At 62.4% G+C, this 14,358-nt stretch carries 17 protein-coding genes; 5 read left to right on the forward strand and 12 right to left on the reverse strand.

Features of this window, described 5'->3' with window-relative positions; genetic code table 11:
• Positions 1 to 33: 33 nt before the first annotated feature.
• From AB5Y94_RS16845 to npr, 5 genes are read left to right on the forward strand one after another with little or no spacing between them, the layout of a single operon-like run.
• Complete coding sequence (locus AB5Y94_RS16845; RefSeq protein ID WP_094697654.1) at positions 34 to 1,473, forward strand: RNA polymerase factor sigma-54; 1,440 nt, start codon at positions 34 to 36, stop codon at positions 1,471 to 1,473.
• A 21-nt stretch (positions 1,474 to 1,494) separates the two neighbouring features.
• Positions 1,495 to 1,782, forward strand: a complete 288-nt coding sequence (gene hpf, locus AB5Y94_RS16850; RefSeq protein ID WP_005305957.1) for a ribosome hibernation promoting factor — start codon at positions 1,495 to 1,497, stop codon at positions 1,780 to 1,782.
• 2 nt (positions 1,783 to 1,784) lie between these two features.
• The gene (gene ptsN, locus AB5Y94_RS16855) at positions 1,785 to 2,231 is read left to right on the forward strand and encodes a PTS IIA-like nitrogen regulatory protein PtsN (protein WP_005305951.1); all 447 of its coding nucleotides are present in this window, start codon (positions 1,785 to 1,787) and stop codon (positions 2,229 to 2,231) included.
• A gap of 42 nt (positions 2,232 to 2,273) precedes the next feature.
• A complete protein-coding gene (rapZ, locus tag AB5Y94_RS16860; protein ID WP_005305946.1) occupies positions 2,274 to 3,140 on the forward strand; it encodes an RNase adapter RapZ in 867 nt (288 codons plus the stop codon).
• Between the two features lie 20 nt (positions 3,141 to 3,160).
• Complete coding sequence (npr, locus tag AB5Y94_RS16865) at positions 3,161 to 3,433, forward strand: PTS phosphocarrier protein NPr (protein ID WP_005305943.1); 273 nt, start codon at positions 3,161 to 3,163, stop codon at positions 3,431 to 3,433.
• Positions 3,434 to 3,448: 15 nt separating this feature from the next.
• Here npr and AB5Y94_RS16870 read toward each other — a convergent pair whose 3' ends face one another.
• From AB5Y94_RS16870 to AB5Y94_RS16925, 12 genes are all read right to left on the reverse strand, one after another.
• Complete coding sequence (locus tag AB5Y94_RS16870) at positions 3,449 to 5,353, reverse strand: transcription antiterminator (protein WP_368206201.1); 1,905 nt, start codon at positions 5,351 to 5,353, stop codon at positions 3,449 to 3,451.
• Between the two features lie 104 nt (positions 5,354 to 5,457).
• A complete protein-coding gene (locus tag AB5Y94_RS16875; protein WP_368206202.1) occupies positions 5,458 to 6,198 on the reverse strand; it encodes a KDGP aldolase family protein in 741 nt (246 codons plus the stop codon).
• Positions 6,198 to 7,313, reverse strand: coding sequence for a DgaE family pyridoxal phosphate-dependent ammonia lyase (locus AB5Y94_RS16880; RefSeq protein WP_368206203.1), 1,116 nt, complete (start codon positions 7,311 to 7,313; stop codon positions 6,198 to 6,200). Before AB5Y94_RS16880 ends, AB5Y94_RS16875 begins: the two co-directional genes overlap by 1 nt.
• Positions 7,297 to 8,436 carry an amidohydrolase/deacetylase family metallohydrolase gene (locus AB5Y94_RS16885; RefSeq protein WP_368206204.1) on the reverse strand — a complete coding sequence of 380 codons (1,140 nt, stop codon included), beginning with the start codon at positions 8,434 to 8,436 and terminating at the stop codon, positions 7,297 to 7,299. The genes AB5Y94_RS16880 and AB5Y94_RS16885 overlap by 17 nt, the downstream gene beginning before the upstream one ends.
• Positions 8,437 to 8,478: 42 nt before the next feature.
• Positions 8,479 to 9,129 (reverse strand): DUF4310 family protein, encoded by a 651-nt coding sequence (locus tag AB5Y94_RS16890; RefSeq protein WP_368206205.1) that lies wholly within the window; start codon positions 9,127 to 9,129, stop codon positions 8,479 to 8,481.
• Between the two features lie 11 nt (positions 9,130 to 9,140).
• Complete coding sequence (locus AB5Y94_RS16895) at positions 9,141 to 9,917, reverse strand: DUF4311 domain-containing protein (RefSeq protein WP_005305923.1); 777 nt, start codon at positions 9,915 to 9,917, stop codon at positions 9,141 to 9,143.
• A gap of 40 nt (positions 9,918 to 9,957) precedes the next feature.
• Positions 9,958 to 10,254, reverse strand: coding sequence for a DUF4312 family protein (locus tag AB5Y94_RS16900; RefSeq protein WP_017784946.1), 297 nt, complete (start codon positions 10,252 to 10,254; stop codon positions 9,958 to 9,960).
• On the reverse strand, positions 10,254 to 10,619 hold the full coding sequence (locus tag AB5Y94_RS16905; RefSeq protein ID WP_005305917.1) for an SFCGS family glycine-rich protein: 366 nt from the start codon (positions 10,617 to 10,619) through the stop codon (positions 10,254 to 10,256). Before AB5Y94_RS16905 ends, AB5Y94_RS16900 begins: the two co-directional genes overlap by 1 nt.
• The gene (locus AB5Y94_RS16910) at positions 10,620 to 10,982 is read right to left on the reverse strand and encodes a transcriptional regulator (RefSeq protein ID WP_279485208.1); all 363 of its coding nucleotides are present in this window, start codon (positions 10,980 to 10,982) and stop codon (positions 10,620 to 10,622) included. It abuts the gene before it with no gap.
• Positions 10,983 to 11,281: 299 nt separating this feature from the next.
• The gene (gene degS, locus AB5Y94_RS16915) at positions 11,282 to 12,403 is read right to left on the reverse strand and encodes an outer membrane-stress sensor serine endopeptidase DegS (protein WP_017788267.1); all 1,122 of its coding nucleotides are present in this window, start codon (positions 12,401 to 12,403) and stop codon (positions 11,282 to 11,284) included.
• Positions 12,404 to 12,492: 89 nt separating this feature from the next.
• On the reverse strand, positions 12,493 to 13,854 hold the full coding sequence (locus AB5Y94_RS16920) for a Do family serine endopeptidase (protein WP_005305907.1): 1,362 nt from the start codon (positions 13,852 to 13,854) through the stop codon (positions 12,493 to 12,495).
• Positions 13,855 to 13,935: 81 nt separating this feature from the next.
• On the reverse strand, positions 13,936 to 14,316 hold the full coding sequence (locus AB5Y94_RS16925) for a YhcB family protein (RefSeq protein ID WP_005305902.1): 381 nt from the start codon (positions 14,314 to 14,316) through the stop codon (positions 13,936 to 13,938).
• Positions 14,317 to 14,358 lie beyond the last annotated feature (42 nt).

Consider the following 14,358-nt stretch of genomic DNA (forward strand, 5'->3'; position numbering starts at 1 on the left):
TGCCTCGCTGACCATAAGGATATCCCGACGTAGATGAAGCCGACATTACAGTTGCGTCTCGGTCAGTCCCTGACCATGACGCCGCAATTACAACAAGCGATTCGTCTGCTCCAGCTCTCCACTCTGGAACTCCAGCAGGAAATTCAGCAAGCGCTCGACAACAACCCCTTGCTGGAGCAAGAGGAAAACGACGTTCAGGAGACCAGCCCGGTCGACCAGGTGGACGTCAGCCAGCTCGACTCCAGCGATGCCATGGCCCAGGATCAGATGCCGGACGAACTGCCGGTGGATACCACCTGGGAAGAGGTTTATTCGGCCGGCACGGCCCAGAGCGCAGGCCCCATCCATGACGGGGAAGACAGCGTCTATCAGGGTGAAACCACCGAGAACCTGCAGGACTACCTGTTGTGGCAGATGCGCTTGACCCCGTTCAGCGACGTGGATGCCGCCATCGCCCTCGCCATCATAGATGCCATCGACGAATCCGGTTACCTGACGGTGTCGCTTGAGGATATTCAGGCGGCGGTGAGCAGCGAGGATGTCGAGGTGGAGCTCGATGAAGTGGAGGCCGTGCTCAAGCGGGTGCAACATTTCGATCCGGTCGGTATCGCCGCCCGCTCGGTGCAGGAGTGCCTGCTGATCCAGCTGGGCCAGTACTCACCTGATCTGCCCTGGCTCAACGAAGCCAGGGAGGTGATCCTTGAGCACATGGATCTGCTCGGCAACCGCGATTACCGCACCTTGGCCCGCAAGACCAAGCTGAAGGAGAACGACCTCAAGGAGGTGCTGGATCTCATCCAGCAGCTGGAGCCGCGGCCCGGCAACGGCGTCATCCAGAGCGAATCCCAGTACGTGATCCCGGATGTTTCCGTGGTCAAGAAGGGCAACAAGTGGGTGGTCGAGCTCAACCCTGACTCGGCCCCGCGCATCCGGGTCAACGAGACCTATGCCGCCATGGCCAGACAGGCTCGCACCAGTCAGGATACCCAGTTCATCCGCTCCCACCTGCAGGAAGCCAAGTGGTTCATCAAGAGTCTGGAGAGTCGCAACGACACCCTGCTCAAGGTGGCCAGCTGCATCGTCGAGCAGCAGCAGGGCTTCTTCGAATACGGTGAAGAGGCCATGAAACCCATGGTGCTCAACGACATCGCCGAAGCGGTGGAGATGCACGAGTCGACCATCTCGCGGGTGACTACCCAGAAGTACATGCACACGCCGCGCGGCATCTTCGAACTGAAGTTTTTTTTCTCCAGCCATGTAAACACCGAGGGAGGAGGAGAGTGCTCATCGACCGCAATTCGCGCGCTCATCAAGAAGCTGGTCACGGCGGAGAATCCCGCCAAGCCGCTAAGTGATAGCAAGATCGCGGATTTGCTGGCCGAACAGGGTATTATGGTGGCGAGACGCACGATCGCAAAGTACCGTGAATCCTTGTTGATCCCGCCATCCAATCAGCGCAAACGCCTGGTTTAGGCAAAACAAAAGGAAGACGTTATGCAAATCAACCTGACCGGACACCATGTCGAGATCACCGAAGCTCTGCGTGATTATGTGAACAACAAATTTGCCAAACTCGAGCGTCACTTTGACCACATCAACAATGTTCATGTGGTGTTGAGCGTAGAAAAACTGAACCAGATCGCCGAAGCCAAGCTGCATGTCAGCGGGGGTGAGGTGTTCGCCAACTCGCAGCATGCCGACATGTATGCGGCGATTGATACCCTGCTGGACAAGCTGGATCGGCAGATCATCAAGCACAAAGATAAGTTAAACCAAAAATAACCATGCAACTTGAACACATACTGAGTCGGGACTGCACCAAAAGTGCGGTCCCTTGTACCAGCAAGAAACGCGCCCTGGAGATCATCAGCGAGTTAGCCGCTGAGCGCCTGGGGACCTCTCGTCAGGTGCTCTTCGAGTGCCTGCTGGCGCGAGAAAAGATGGGCAGTACCGGGATCGGAGCCGGTATCGCCATTCCCCACGGCCGGATCGGCGACGAGTTTCCGCCGACCGCGATCCTGATGACCTTCGCAGAGCCTATCCCCTTCGATTCCATCGACAATCAACCGGTTGACCTGCTGTTTGCCCTGCTGGTGCCGGAAAGCGAGTGCAAGCAGCACCTCAAGACCCTTTCCCTGATGGCATCCAAACTGGGCGACAAGGCGGTATGCCGCCAGTTGCGCCAGGCAACCAGCGATGAAGAACTCTATCAGATCATGACATCGGCCTGAGATGCAGGCCCTTGCAATGACGCCAAGCGGTGAGGGAACAAGATGCAATTAATAGTGGTGAGTGGGCGCTCCGGCTCGGGCAAGACAGTTGCCCTGCGTGTGCTGGAGGATCTTGGTTATTACTGCGTGGATAACCTGCCGGTCAACCTGCTGCCCCAGTTGATCGTCTCGGTCGAGAGCCAGTATGACAAGCTGGCGGTCAGCATCGACGTGCGCAACCTGCCGGCGAGTTCCGACAAGCTGGAAACCCTGCTGGCTCAGGTACGCAACGAGGGGCGTGTGGAGTTCACGAGTTTCTTCTTCGATGCGGAAAACTCCACCCTGCTCAAGCGCTACGGCGAGAGCCGCCGGCTGCACCCCCTGTCGCGCAACAAGCTGTCGCTCGACGAGGCGATCCGGGAAGAGACCCACCTGCTGGCACCGCTCTCCTCGACGGCCGACCTGCGCATCGACACCACCAACCTCAGCATTCACGACCTGAGCGAGCTCATCAAGACCCGGGTGCTCGGCAAGAAGGAGAACGAGCTGGTGCTGGTGTTCGAGTCGTTCGGCTTCAAGTACGGTATCCCCAAGGATGCCGACTTCGTGTTCGACGCCCGCTTCCTGCCCAATCCGCACTGGATCCCCGAGCTCAAGCCGTTCACCGGCAAGGATGAGCCGGTGGCCCGCTACCTCTCCAGCCAGCCCGATGTGATGCAGTTCATCCTGCAGATCGAGAACATGCTGGCGACCTGGTTGCCCCACCTGGAGCGCAACAATCGCAGCTATGTGACTGTCGGCATTGGCTGTACCGGTGGTCAGCACAGATCGGTATTCATTGCCGAGCAGCTGGCCGGCGCCTTTCGCCTGCTGGGCAAGAACGTCCAGATCCGCCATCGCACCCTCGACAAGAGTGCGCCGCAATTTTGATGGACCAATAGGAAGATCAGATGACCGTCTCAGCCTCGGTGGAAGTGAAAAACAAACTGGGCATGCATGCCAGACCGGCCATGATGTTGTTCGAGCTGGTGCAGGGGTTCGATGCCCACGTGTTGCTGCGCAACGAAGAGGGGGTCGAGGCCGACGCGGACAGCGTGATCGGCCTGCTGATGCTGGACTCCGCCCAGGGCAAGCAGGTGGAGGTTCAGGTGGAGGGGCCCGAGGAAGTGGAGGCCCTGGCCGCCGTGGTGGCGCTGTTCACCTCGGGCTTCAACGAGGAGTAACGCGCCTCGGCATGCTCAAGGTGCGCTGCGTGCCAGCGCCTTGAAGGCGGCAAAATCCCGACAAGCCAGCAGGTTCCTGCTGGCTTTTTCGTTCATCAAGGCCAGGAACAGGTCGTAGAGCCCCATCGCTTCTTCGTAGTCGGCCTTGGCGATGGCCAGCACGAAGATGAGGGTGGCGCTCTCGCCGTTGCCCCAGTCAATCCCCTGCGGGGCCAGCACGGTATAGACCAGGGTACGGCGTGCCAGCAGACCGAGGGAGTGGGGCAGGGCGATGCCGTCTCCCAGCAGGGTGGAGACGATGCGCTCCCGCTCCTGCAAGGATCCCCGAAAGCCGCTCTCCACCAGATCCTCCGCCTCCAGCTGGCTGCAGATGCGATCAAACAGCGCTCCCTGGCTGAGCGGTTCGCTGACCACCATGAAGTGGTCGGCATCGAAGTACTTGTCGAGCAGGTAAGGGCGGGTGCGATCGATCAGCACCAGCTTGCCGAGCTGCTCCAGCTGGTACTGGGTCGGGAAGGGGGCGACCTGCACCACGGGCACGTTCTTGTCGCTCACCTTGACGGTACTGATGACGAAATCCTGCTCGACTCGCACCAGCCCTTCGTAATCCCGCACCGACTCCAGCGTGGTCAGCTGCAGCTGGGGATATTCCCGCTTGATGCGGGCCTCCAGCACCCGGAAGGTGGCGTTGCCCGCATCGCACAACAGCAGCGCCTGGGGACGGCGGGTGTAACCGATGTCGTAGTGACGCTCCAGTCCGACCCCGATATGGATCACCAGATAGCCTATCTCGTGGTGGGTCAGCCGGTAAGGGGTCTGCTTTATCCACTCCGAGATGGCCGCCAGCGTGATGTCGTAGGCGAGGGGGTAATACTGCTTGATGTGGTCTGCCAGCGGATTGTGGCTGCCAATCTGGTATTTGACCCGCAGCAGCATGGCACTGATATGGGTCTGCAGGTCGGCCCGCAGTTGCAGGTCGCCGCGCAGGTCATAGGGGTAGTGCTGGTGGATGTAGCCCAGCAGATGCTCCACCAGCTGTTCGCTATCGGCCGCCATGGCCGGGCTGAGCTGGGGGGAATCGGCGGTGAGGCGGGCCTGGATCTGGATGGCGAGGCAGGCTATCTCCTCTTCCCCCGGCGGGGTCAGGGTCGGCAGCTCGCCATAGATGTCGTGGGCGACCGCCAGCAGCGGCGCCGTGAGATCCTCGCCGGTGAATTGGCGCAGCTCGTGGCCCGCCGCCTGGCGCAGCAGGGCGACGGCGCAGTAGATGGCGAGCTGCTGCAGGCTCTCGTCGGCCAGGCGCAACTGGTGGCGGCCGAGTTGCTCGTGGATGTGATTGCCCACTACCTCCAGCGTCTTGCTGGGACAGAGGTTGGGCAGCAGGCTCTGCAGCGGGTTGCTGTGCAGCAGCTCCTGATAGAGCAGCTGGGTGAGACAGGCGCGAATGGCCGTCTCCCCCCCCTGGATCCGCATCCCCTGCCTGGGCTTGCTGTCGATGGCGAGCTCGAAGTGGGCGAGCCGCTCCCGCACCTCCGCCATGTCCCCCTGCAGTGCCGCCCGACTCAGATACCAGGTGTCCGCCAGCTCGTCGAGCTTGATGCCCTGCTCCGCCGTCAACAACAGGATCTGCAGGTGCAGCACCCGCTCGCGGCTGGTGCGAGGCAATCCGCTCTCCTGCTCCTGGGCCGCCAGCAGCGCCGCGAACAGCTCCTGATTGTAGATCTTGAGCTGATAGCCGCTGCCGCGCTGGTGGATCAGATGGGCTCCCCGAGTGGCGATGATCTCGTTGAGGGTCGCCACGTCGGTGCGTACTGTGCGGGTGGAGACGTTGAGGCGGCGGGCCAGCTCCTCCTGCGGCAGCGGTTCGGCGTGGAGCAGGGTGAGCAGTTGCTGGAGTCTGGGGTGGGGCAGCTTGGTCATGAGGGGGGATCGGACTCCTGTCGCAGAATAGAAAATCGATGTTAACAAGCGAGTCAATGACAAGCCAGGCACCGGCAAGTGATCGGACCGGTGCCTGAGGGCGATCAGGCCAGCAGCCGCTTCACCGTGGCCAGCAGGGTCCGCACGTCCTCGGGACGGGTCTGACCGCTTGCGCTGTCGATGATGGAGCTGTAGATGTGGGGGATCACCTTCTCGACGCCGGCATCCAGCGCAATTCGCACTATCTCCTCGAAGTTGTCGAGATCGATGCCGCCGGTGGGCTCCAGCCAGAAGCCGTGGCGGGAACAGGCCTCGGCCACCGCCTGATACTCGGCGCGGCAGGTCAGCCCGCCCATGGGGAAGAACTTGACCGAGCTGCCACCCATGTCCTTGAGCAGGGCGATGGCGGTATCGATGGGGACAATCCCGTCCGGCTGCCCGGCGCTGAGCGGGCCTGTGGAGATCTTCACCATGCCCGGCGTACCGGTAGGGGAGATCAGCCCATTCACCAGCGTTTGCGATTGGCCGAGCAGCGCCCGGCTGGCGCCGACCCCGGTGAACACCTGGTTGACGTGCTGGGGCTGCAGCTGGCGAGCCAGCTCGGCCACCATGGCTGACTGGCGCGGATCGCCGGCCCCCAGCCCGATGGAGAGGGCGTTGTCGATAAGCTTGGCGTAGGCCTGCATGTCAGCGACGGCGGAGGGCACATCCGGGTAGTTCTTGGAGAGCACACCGACCAGCACGTGGCCCTCGGCAGCCTCATAAATGTCGACGGCATTCTGTCGGGAGCCGGCCAGCACGTTGAGGCAGACCCGATCGTGGTAGTAATTGGGAGTAAGAGACATCAGTTGTTCTCCTGAACGAGGTGGGCAATGGCGGCATGGATCTGGTCGAGCTGGGGCTGGGTGACGCTGCGCACGTCGATCTCGATGTGCCCCTCGTTGGCCTTGTAGCCGCGGCAGTAGATGGCAGGCGTGCCCTGTTGCAGACGGGCGACGACCTGCACTGTGGTCATGCCGATCTGCTGGTGGTCGAAGACGATATCGGTGCGGGCGATGTCGCGCCCAGCGCTGTCCCACACCACCTTGGCGCTGACGCCGGGCAGCTGGTTGAGGCGCTCGATGAAGGGGGTCATCTTGGCGACCATGGCGGCGCCGCTCTCCTTCTCTTTGATAAGGTAGCGCTCGATGGCGTGGGTGAGGCCGAGGATCCCCTCCTTGCCCACCTTCATGGCACGGCCGATGCCGTTGGCCTGCTGCTTGACCCACTCCACGTACTGGCGCTTGCCGAGTACCAGCCCGCTGGTGGGCCCTTCGATGGCCTTGGCGCCGCTGTATATGACCAGATCCGCGCCCTGGTTGTAGTAGAGACGCAGATCCTCCTCGGCCGCCGCATCGACGATGAGCGGGAGCCCGTGGGCCTTGGCCACCTCGGCTGCCTCGGCCACCGACAGAATGCTCTTCTGCACGCAGTGGTGGGACTTGATGTAGAGGATGGCGGCGGTATTGGGATTGATGGCGGCGGCCAGCTGGGCGGCAGAGCACTCGTTGGCGTAGCCGGCCTCCACCACCTTGCCGCCCCCCAGGTTGACCATGGTGCCGACCGGGGCGCCGAAGTTGACGTTGTGTCCCTTGGGCAGCACGATTTCGCTCGGCACATGGTGGGCATGAGCATGCAACTGCTCGAGGCGGTAGGGGTCGCCGCGCACGATCACGGCGGCCACCGACTGGGCGATGCCGGCGCTGGCGCAGGAGACTACCACCGCATCTTCCACATCCAGCAAGTCGGCCAGGTAGGCGCCGGTCTTGTTGACCAGATCCTTTACCTCGAAGTAGTGGCCAAGGCCGAAGTTGACCGCGTCGACCACCTCCTGTTCGGGGGTGGAGACGCCGAGAATGGTCATGCGCCCGGAGGCGTTGATCACCGGTTTGAGCTGATATTTCTCATACACAGAAGGCATGGTGTGATTTCCCATAGTGAGTCAGAACCAGTTCACCACCGACCAGGGCGGCGAGGGGCAGCAACTGCCGATCGCCATTGCGGGCGCCGGCTTCGGTATCGGTAAAGAGGGTGGGGCCGCTCATCACCTCGAACAGGGTCAGATCGGCATCGGCGCCCACCTCGAGTCGCCCCTTGCCGGACAGGCGCAGGGCATCGGCGGCATGGTGGGTGACGCAGGCCAGTACCTGCTCCAGGGTCATGCCGATGGCGAGAAACTTCGACATCACGTGGGCCAGGCTGTAGACCGGCCCCTTGATGCGGTTCTTGCAGTAGATATCGGAGCTGATGGTGCGGGGCAGGATCCCCTGGGCAATGGCCAATTCCGCCACCTCGAAGCTGAAGCTGGCGCCGCCGTGGCCGATGTCGAGCAAGAGGCCCCGCTGCATCGCCTCACGCACCGCCTGGCGCAGTTCGCCGGCCGGGGTCAGGATGCGGTTGGGCTTGCCGTTGAAGCAGTGGGTCAGCAGATCGCCATCCCCCAGCAGGGCGACGATCTCGTCCAGATCCGGCGGCGTGTTGCCCACGTGTACCATCAGCGGCAGCCGGCCGTGGGCCTGTTGCAGTGCCTTGGCCATGCGCAGCGGCTGCAGGCCGTTCTCACCCACCACGCTGCCGCTCATCCGCGCCTTGATGCCGACGATGAAGCCGGGGTGGCGGGCAATGGCCGCCGAGGCGAGATCCATGTCGAGGTCCCGGCTGTCGGCCAGCTCGTTCTGGCGCAGCAGGCCGATACGGGAGATGTTGAGCAGGGCATGCACCCGGGTCTTGCAGCCGGCGGCGAGACGCTGGAAGTCGTCCACGTCGTCGGCCCCGGTGCTGCCGGCGTCGATGACGGTGGTGACGCCGGACTCCACGCCCACCTTGTCTGGCTCATCGTGATAGATGGGGGAGGCGGGGTAGCAGTGGGTGTGGCCGTCGATCCAGCCGGCGCTCACATGCACCCGGCCGCCGAGATCCAGGGTCTGCTGCGCCATGGCCGTTTCCGGCAGGGTGCCAAGGGCGGCGATTTTGCCCTCCCTGATGGCGATATCGACGAGCCGGCCATCTCCCTGGCGCCCCGCTCTGATGATGATGTCGTACATGCTGATGGCCTCTAGCGTGCCGCCCCGCAGGGCGGCGGATGGTTATGCAAGCGCAACCGGGAAGAAGGTACCCAGCAGCATGGCCCCCAGGATGGCGCCACCAGTGATTGGTTTGCCCCACATGTAGAACAGCAGCGCACCCAGCAGGGAGCCGATGCCGATGGGGATGGAGGCGCCCATGGCGGAGAGGATGATGAGGGGGCCGAGGAAACGGCCCGAGCTGTTGCCAGCCCCCATCATCACATCCGCCCCGTAGGTGGAGTTGCTCTGGTTGATGGTGAACTTGCGCGCCAGGATGATCACGTAGCCGATGGCCAGACCAATCACCATGCCGGTCACCAGCGAAGCGGGGAAGTTCTCCACCGGATAGATGATGCCGGCCCCCAGCAGCAGGGCGGGCACGCCGAGGCCCACCCCGGTCTGGATGGCACCGCCGATGTCCAGGATCCCCACCAGAGAGCCCTCGATGATGCGGGCAAACAGGAAGCTGGCGCCGAAGGCCGCTACCGCGCCGTAGGCACCGGTGTCCATGCCGGCCTTGAGCATGGCGACGAAGGCCACCTCGTTGAAGGCGCCGACCCCGTACAGGTAGAACATGTGGGTACCGGCAAAGACCCCGGCCGAGAGCAGGCCGACGAAGATGGGGAAGGACCAGTCGGCATACCAGAAGTTGTTTTTCAGTTTCTCATCCATGGCATGACCCCTTATTTGCCGCTCAGCAGGTTATGGACGTTTTCCAGCCACAGGGGAATGCCCAGATGGAAGGACTCGATGAGTTTCATGTCGAAGCCGCGGAAGAAGCCGCTCAGCACGAACAGCAGGACGATGGCGGCCATCATCACCTTGGTGACGTGGTTCCAGCCGCTCTCTTCCACCCCCTTGCCGATCAGGATGCCGAGCACCAGACCCGGTACCGCGTTGCCCATGATGAGCTGGGCCAGACCGCCGAAGATGGTGGCCCAGAAGCCGGACTTCTTGCCCGCCTCGATGGCGGCCAGCCAGAAGATCACCGGCATGACGGTGTTGACCAGCAGGTTGGCGGCCGGCACCAGTACCTTGACCGCGGTGACCTGCAGGGCGGCCGGCACGGCGGCGGCGGTGCTGTTGAGGAAGGCGACCACGATGGCACCTATGATGCCGCAGGCGATGGCCATCTTCTTCGGGTCATGCAGGGTGGTGGCGAGATCCCGATTCTTGATCATCAGGGCTGCCGCGCCCCAGTTCGGCAGGATGCGGTGATCCACGTCCTGGGTGAAGGCGCCGGCTGCGACCGTGGAGGCCCAGGCGTTGAAGAAGAAGCCCAGACCAAACGAGAAATGGGAGGCGGGATCCCCTTCGCAGGAGTTGAGCTCGCCCAGGGTTCGGAAGGCGCCCATCCCCTGCACGGTCGGGGCGTGGAACATCCGTGCCGCGCCGGCCCCCACCCCGACGCCAACCAGGCCGCCAATGATGAGTGACTTGATAAATATGATTAGAAACATCCCATGTATCCTTCTTGTGGCGGTGTTGCCGCGGGCGGCGTCACACCCGGGTAAAGGTCACCTTGTCGGTGTCCAGGCTGGTGACCCTGACCGTGATGGCGAGCCGAACCCGGTATTCGTGGCGTTGGCGCGGCAGGAAGAAGAACAGGAACTTCTCCACCCGGACCGACTCCTCGGCCTCGATCACCTCGACCTCGACCGGTTCGATGCGCAGCAGCACCCGCGGGTTGTCCTTGAGCAGCGTGGATTGCACCTGGCTGAGGGCGGCGGCGAACGCCTGCTGACGAGTCGCGCCCTTGCCGTTGACGGTGACCTGGGTGGTGAAGTCCTCTTTCATCATGCGCGTCCGTGTTTCTTGGCAAACGCCTCGACCAGCTTCTGGCCCAGTTCTTCCTTGTCCATGAAGCCGAAGCCGAGCACCACGCACCCCTCGTTGATGGCGGTCACGCCCTCCTCGATGGATCGCATGCCGTAACGGCACTTGTAGCCGTACTTGGTCTGGGCCGTGATGGCGCCGGCACCGCCGCTGCCGCAGAAGGAGATGCCGAGATCCGCCTGCTCCTTGTTCATCACGTCGCCGAGCTTCATGTCGGCGGCCATGCCGGGGATGACGGTCACGCTGGCACCGGCGGCTTCCGCGCCTGCACCCACTTTCTGGCCCTTGCCGAGGCGATCACCGATCACGAGTTTGATGGCTGTCATTTAGCATTCTCCTTTGACTGAACTGAGTTCGTTTTCTTTGGCTACTTCGAAATGGACGGACAAGAGATGCGCCTCTTCATAGGCGAGCCGCTCCAGCCAGCTGACGACTTGCTCGGCCAGACGCAGGGAGAGCGGGGAGATCTCCTCGAACAGGATGAGGTCGACCTCTGGCAGCGGTTCGCCACTGTGGGAGCGCCACACCATGGCTTTGACGTGAGAGGCCAGCATCTGCTGCTGTACCTCGTTGGGGCGAATGCCCTGTTCGGCCAGCAGGATATGGATGCGCGCCAGGATCTGGTCGGTTTGGCGCAGCAGGGCCGGGCTGTCCGGGGTCAGGGGCTGGTCATGGGTCTCTGTGTGCAATGTCTGCTCTCCAAGGCTGGCAGAAGGGATAGCGTTACCCTAAGCCGGTCATGTTCGGGAGAGGAGGCACCGTTTTTCCGATTCGAAGCGGAAATTCGCGCGTCAGCTGGCCAATTGAAGCCGCTTTTGCGGCATCAAGCGGAAAAGAGTGCTCATTGGCGCCTGTTTTGTGTGATCAGGGGCGCACTTGGCGTTGGATGAGGGGCTGCTGGCCCTTGGCTGAAACTGTGAGTCGCCTCACGGCCGGGAGGGGAAAAGGGGGGTAGAAGGGGCGACTCGTCGCCCCGACCGTGGGGATGTCAGCTGGCGGTGGCCGCACTCGCGCTGGCCCGGTTCTGGTAGCGCAGATCCTCTTCGATGATGACCTCCACCTCGAGCGGTTTGCCATCGCGGATCACCGAGATGGTGAGTTTAGTGCCGGGCCGGCTCTCGACGATCTTGTCCATGGCGGCCCGCACGCCACTGATGGCCTCGCCGTTGATCTTGAGCAGCACGTCGCCCCGCTTCAGCCCGCCCTTGGTGGCCGGCCCGTTGGGATCCAGGCTCTCCACCACCAGACCGCGCAGGTCACCCAGATTCATCATGCGGGCGACGATGGGATTGATCTCGACGCTGGAGATGCCGAGGTAGCCGCGGATCACCCGGCCGTTGGCGATCAGCTCGTCCATGATGCGCTTGGCCAGCTTGTAGGGAATGGCGAAGCTGATGCCGTAGCTCTCCTGATTGCCGTTGAGGTGGTAGGCGGCGGTGTTGATGCCCACCAGATCGCCGCGGGCATTGACCAGGGCGCCCCCCGAGTTGCCCTCGTTGATGGCGGCGTCGGTCTGCAGCAGATCCTGCCGGCCGTTGCTGTCCGGCCCCATGCTGGAGAGGCCGATGCGGCCGGTGGCGCTGATGATGCCCTGGGTGATGGTCTGGCCGACGTTGTAGGGGTTGCCGATGGCGAGCACCACGTCACCCACGTCGGGCAACCGCTCCGGATCCTGCGGGATCACCGGCAGGTTGTCCGATTCTATGTAGAGCACTGCCAGGTCGGTGAGCTGGTCGGTGCCGACCAGTTCGGCGCTGAACACCCGTCCGTCCTGCAGCGCGACTATGATCTGGTCCGCATCGGCGATGACGTGGTAGTTGGTCAGCACGTGGCCGCGCTGGTTCATGATGACGCCAGAGCCCAGCCCCTGGGGCCGGAGTTCGGTCTGGTTGCCCTGATTGCGGGCGAAGCTGCGTGTATAGATGTTGACGACGGCAGGGCCGGCGCGGTGCGCCGCGTAGGAGAAGCTCAGTTCACGGGCATTGGTGATGAGGCCGGGCAGTTGGGCCCCGCCCCGAAAATTGGGAAACAGCAGCAACAGTAGCGCCGCCACGGTGAGACCGAAGCCGACAGACTTGCCCAAGTAACTGACTATAGGGGGGATTTTCATGTCATTCTCATCCGTACATAGAGCGGGCAGAGAATAACACTATCGGTGGATAAAAATCACCCGCGGCAGGCGCCGCGGGTGAGAGGAGATTAACGAATTACCAGGTAGAGCGAAGAGTCGCCGCGCTGGATGTTGAGGGCCAGCACATCCGGCTTGTTCTTCAGTGCCTTGCTCAGCTCTTCCAGCGAGTTGATGCGCAGGCGGTTGACGCCGATGATGACGTCGCCCTTCTGCAGACCGGAGGCGGCGGCAGGGGAGCGCGGATCGATCTCGGAGACGGCCACGCCGCTCACCGGCTCGCTGGTGGTGCTCAGCTTGGCCCCTTCCAGTGCCGGGTGCAGCGCGCTGGCCAGGATTTCGCTGTCATCCGCCTTCTTCAAGGTGACCTTGACGGTCTGCTCCTTGCCATCGCGGATCAGGCCCAGTGCCACCTGCTTGTCGGCACCCATGGTGGCAATCTTGGCCCGCAGCTCGCCGAAGGAGCGAATGGCCTTGCCGTCGATGCTGACGATGATGTCGCCCGGCTTGATGCCGGCCTTGGCTGCCGCGGAGTCAGGCATGACTTGGTTGACGAAGGCACCGTCCTTCTTGTTGTAGCCGAAAGTCTTGGCCACTTCGGAGGTGAGCTCGGTCCCTATGATGCCCAGCTGGCCACGACGGACTTCACCGTATTTCACGATCTGTTCGGACAGGTCGCGCACCATGTTGGACGGAATGGCAAAGCCGATGCCGATGTTGCCGCCGTTGGGGCCCAGGATAGCGGTGTTGATGCCGATCAGCTCGCCACGCAGGTTGAGCAGGGCGCCACCCGAGTTGCCCGAGTTGATGGCCGCATCGGTCTGGATGAAGTTTTCCAGGTTCTCGATGTTGAGGCCGCTGCGACCAAGCGCACTGACGATGCCGGAGGTGACGGTCTGGCCGAGACCGAACGGGTTGCCGATGGCCAGCGCATAGTCACCGACCCGCAGCTCGTCAGAGTCGGCGAATTTGATTTGAACCAGATCCTCGGCCTTGATTTGCAGCAGGGCGATGTCGGACTGCTTGTCTTCGCCGATCTTCTTGGCGGCGTATTCACGGCCATCCTTCAGGTTGACCTTGATCTCGTCCGCCTCGTGCACCACGTGGGCGTTGGTGATCACGTAGCCCTTCTTGGCGTCGATGATGACGCCGGACCCGAGCGCCTGGAAGGGCTGCTCGCTCACCTGTTCGTCAGGCATGTTGGGGCCGAAGAAGAAGCGGAACTGTTCCGGCAGACGCTGGCGGGTGATCTTCTTGCCGGAGACGGAAATGTTGACCACGGCAGGGGTGACTTGTTCGAGTACCGGCGCCAGGCTCGGCATCTCCTGATTGTTCGCCAAAAGGGAGGGCAGTGCAGCCTGCACGGGGGCCGCAGACATGGCGATACCGACACTGAGGGCTAACACACTAAGCACAGAAAGAGGTTTACGCATATGAAAAACAGCTCCCAGAAAAAGTTGCAATGCAATCGTGAAGGTCTGACCACGATACAGCGCAATTAGTTCCGCGGGGAACTAACTGGACTGCTTGAGCAGACCGGAGGCCCCTGCATAGTCACGGGGCGGTACACCCGGTTCTTCATTGGCCGGGACATCGCTGCTCTCGTCGAGCAGGGTTTCACGGAACAGCGGCTCCTGGGCCTTGGCCAGGAATTTGCTCTGCTCCGCCATATGGCGATAAAGGGTCTGGTACTGCTCGGCCAACTGCTCCATCAGGGCGGCACTGTCGGCGAAGTGGGTATTGATCTGACCCTGGTAGCTTTCCAGTTCCTTGTGAGCCTTCTTCAGTTCTTGTTCCAGACGGCCGGCATCCCGGCTGCGCACTGTGAAGCGACCGATGATGATACCGATAATCAAGGCGGCGACAGCCAGCAGGATCCCGTTTAACAGACTCATAGATGCTCCTTGTTACAGCTAAACCAATGTATGTTAATGCGG

It is taken from the genome of Aeromonas sp. s5, assembly GCF_040907865.1.
In the GTDB taxonomy this organism is placed as follows: Bacteria; Pseudomonadota; Gammaproteobacteria; order Enterobacterales; family Aeromonadaceae; genus Aeromonas; species Aeromonas dhakensis.